This is a genomic window from Gilliamella intestini (assembly GCF_900094935.1).
In the GTDB taxonomy this organism is placed as follows: Bacteria; Pseudomonadota; Gammaproteobacteria; order Enterobacterales; family Orbaceae; genus Gilliamella; species Gilliamella intestini.
In genome coordinates, this window is sequence record NZ_FMBA01000083.1 from 1 (window position 1) to 3,786 (window position 3,786).

Consider the following 3,786-nt stretch of genomic DNA (forward strand, 5'->3'; position numbering starts at 1 on the left):
ACCGGCTTATAACGTTAATTATTATGATTGTGATTGGTATCAACCAAGGTATGCAACCTATTATCGGTTATAATTATGGTGCTAAAAATTATGATAGAGTTAAAAACACCTTTTTTTATGCAGTTAAAGTAGCAACTGTGGTGACTTCTTTAGGTTTTGTGTTAGGTTTTTTTATTCCAGATATGTTAGTACGAGCGTTTAGTTCGGAAGAAGATTTAGTACAACTTTCAGCTATTGCATTACGATTTACTACACTTTCTTTTGTTTTTGTTGGTTTTCAAATGGTAACAACAAGCTTTTTTCAATGCATTGGTATGGCAAAAATTTCAATTTTATTAAGCCTTTCAAGACAAATTTTGCTTTTATTACCTGCCCTTTATATTCTGCCGTTATTTTTTGGCTTTGCTGGTGTTTGGGCAGCAGCACCAACGGCCGATCTGTTATCAACTGGTACTGCTTGCCTTGTTTTATATTGTTACTTTAAATCAATCAAAAAAAGACAAAATCACAATTAAAATTGAGTTAAATTAAATTGAGCATTTGGATTAGATAAATTATTTAATATAGATATAAAAAAAAAGCAGCACCAATTAAGTACTGCTTTTTCTTTTATTGAATTTTTTAGAATTATTAGAATGAGTAGTTCAAACCAATTTGTGCACCAAGTTGATGATAGTTGTTGCTACCAAATCGGTTATTTAATTGAGCATAACTACTGAGTGATTTAGTTAAATTACCGTTCACACCCACTTTTAATTCCATATAGTTTTTATTTACGTCTGATTCAACATGTTTACCGTTGATTTTTGCTTCCGGTGAAGAAGAATCATACAACCAGTTAGCTTCTATAAATGGTAATACACCATAACCTTCTTTAGTACTTTGACCATAAAATCTTGCACCAAGGCGCATTTGCATACCATCACCATTAATATTACTTACCACACCTTGTTTACCTAACTTAAAGTTATGGCTGTCTGACCAAGTATAGCCTAACTGTGCATGTGGCTCAAGTAACCAATTTTTATCTACACCTTCGTGAAGAACTAAACCATAACCGGCTTCAGATGATACGGTAATTGCCTTACCATTATAATCGTTTGAGAAGTGTCTTAATGCCGATAAATGCGTTGAGGTTTTGTTTTTAAACCAACTGTATTGAGCCCATGTGTCAACGTATAAACCTGCACCATTTTCTTGCTCATTCCAGTTACCATAAATTCCTAAGTTGTATCCTGTAACGCTTCCATCCCCTTTACGTACACTGTGTTTTTGGTTGGTGTCAGTTGAACTATGACCATAACCACCATAAACACCAACTTTGTATTGTTGTTCTGATAATAAATCAACACCCATTTCTAGTACTGAGGTTCGAATGTTTACAGATTGTTTGCCTCCAAATAAATCACTTTGTGTGCGATTGTATTTGTAACTCATCCAAACATTCGATTCTGGTACATAAATTGAGGTATCTCTATCATGTGCACTGTGACGGAACATATTTAATGCCGCCATCTGATTGGCAAATACAGAACCTGCCACTGGTGATTTACGGACATTTGAAAATGCATTGGTGTATTTTATTACTAAATGGCCATTCTCATCCTTACCAACTATGTAATCAAAGGCGCTATCTGTTTTTTCAATAACGTTCCATTCAGCTTCGTCATTTCCATTAACATCAATAAAATCGGTAATTTCACCTTTATCGATATTTTTACTATTGATTTCTACAATATTGATATCTGTTTTACCACTTGCATTACCTTTTACCACCATTTTGTCTGATGTTTCTTTTTCAAGATCAGTATAAATATTTAGTTTGCCATTATCACCATGGTAATCACCATCAACGGTTAATACTGTATCTGCCGAGTTTTTACCTAAATCAATAGTACCACCATTAACTACATTGCCCACTGTTTGATTATAATCATTTAAATTTAGTGAACCATCTTTACCAATATTATAATCAGAATCAGGGCTAAAGACATTTTCACCATTTGCATTCCAAGAACCACCAGTTATATTGGTTTTGCCTTTATAAGTATGTTTACCATTAACAAAGTTATCCCCTGAAACAACGTTAACTTGACCTTCACCACTTATATCCCATGATACTTGGTAATCGTCATCAGTATGATTGAAATTTAACTGACCGTCATCCTCTAAATTGATGATAGGAGTATCAATCGTACCGGCTTTTTCCGCTTCTTTACCAATAGCTCCACCGATATTTACTGCACCACTTTTTCCGATAAGTATACCTTCATTATCACCATTTGCATCAGCTTTGACTTTCATGGTTGCATTATTAGAGACAGTTATCTCACTTGTTAAATCAGTTTTGGTGTGATTAAACACTTTTACTTGTTTCGTGGCATTTAATTGTGAACCTTCACCATCAACTAAAATTTTACCATGTCTAACAATTAATTCTTTATAAGCGTCTCCATCTTCAACATTCAGACTTCCGCCGTTAGTAATATTGATTTCACCATAACCTTTCTTGTTTGTATTTTGAGTTCCAAGCCTCAGACCTGCTGAATTGAAAGCCGAGCCTTGGCCATCAATATTTATAATTGCATTTCCATCTTCAGTACCTATAAATGCACCTCTAGAAGAATTAACGACACCTCCATCAAGTATATTAACTACAGCATTACCATCATTAGCTATACTTATATCATGACGTTGACTTAATACACTACCGTTACCAGATACAGTTACTTTTGCATTAGAGCTACTGTCATACGCAATACTCGTTGAAGCCCATCCAGTATTTGTAAAAGTGCCGCCGTTTGTGATTAAAATATCAGCATCGCCACCACCCCCTAAATAAACACTACCCACAGTACTGGTAAGATGCCCATTATCAAGTATTAACTGACCTGAACTGCCTTCATTTTTTCCTACCATGATTCTCTTTGTTGTAAGTGAACCTTGATCACTAATAATCAAGCTTCCTGTACCATCCATACCTACAAAATGTTCATCAGTGCTAACCCCACCTTGAATGGTTCCAGAGCCATCACCTTTTATTGTTTCATTTGATTCTATCGGTATTATTGCCGCTAAAGCACCACCTGCAATAAATGTTGATATAGCTCCTGCTACAGCTGTTTTAATTAGTAAAGATTTTGCTTTTTTCCCTCTACCTTTAGCTAGTTCAGATACAGCTAGGCATTCTCCTTGCTGATTTTTTATAACTCCATAAATTTTATTCATTAAAAATTTTCCCTTTTCTATTGTTAAACCTAAATATAATTCGTGATAACAGTAAGAATTATACTGCCACAGTATCGATCGAATTGGTAAATCAATCAACATTTAATTGTTCGATATTAACTTTTATTATAAAAGATTAATATTATCAACTTTTTAATTTAAAGGTGGTTTAATAGTGAATAGTCTTTACTTAACCTGACATTCAAGTTATTTCATAACGTAATAAGGAGAGTCAGAAATGAATCAAACTGCCAAAATTATTAAACCTAAATTAGGACTGCTAGAATTAGCTAAGCAACTCGGTAACGTTCAACAAGCTTGCAAAGTTATGGGATACAGCGAGATAGTTATTATTGCTTTAAAAAATTGTATGAGCAAGGGGTGAGCTTGCGCTTCAAGAAATCAGTCGTAAAAAGCCTATCGAAAAAAATCGGGTAGAGCTGCATATAGAACAAGCCGTTGTCAATATGGCCTATGAATATCCAGCTTATGGACAACATAAGGTTACCAATCAACTCCGTCGGGTTATTTATGTGCACAAGATACCTATTATGTAGG

General features: G+C 34.3%; 2 protein-coding genes and 1 pseudogene. 2 read left to right on the forward strand and 1 reads right to left on the reverse strand.

All coding sequences use genetic code 11. The annotated features are described in order from the left end of the window. On the forward strand, positions 1-515 hold a 515-nt coding region (locus tag GA0061080_RS11965), incomplete at its 5' end, for an MATE family efflux transporter (protein ID WP_245174552.1). A gap of 115 nt (positions 516-630) precedes the next feature. On the opposite strand, the gene GA0061080_RS11970 is transcribed toward GA0061080_RS11965, so the two are convergent. After that, positions 631-3,228 carry an autotransporter outer membrane beta-barrel domain-containing protein gene (locus tag GA0061080_RS11970; RefSeq protein WP_167349243.1) on the reverse strand — a complete coding sequence of 866 codons (2,598 nt, stop codon included), beginning with the start codon at positions 3,226-3,228 and terminating at the stop codon, positions 631-633. A gap of 238 nt (positions 3,229-3,466) precedes the next feature. Here GA0061080_RS11970 and GA0061080_RS11975 point away from each other — a divergent pair. Beyond that, positions 3,467-3,752 (forward strand): annotated as a pseudogene (locus GA0061080_RS11975) (helix-turn-helix domain-containing protein); the annotation flags it as partial. Positions 3,753-3,786 lie beyond the last annotated feature (34 nt).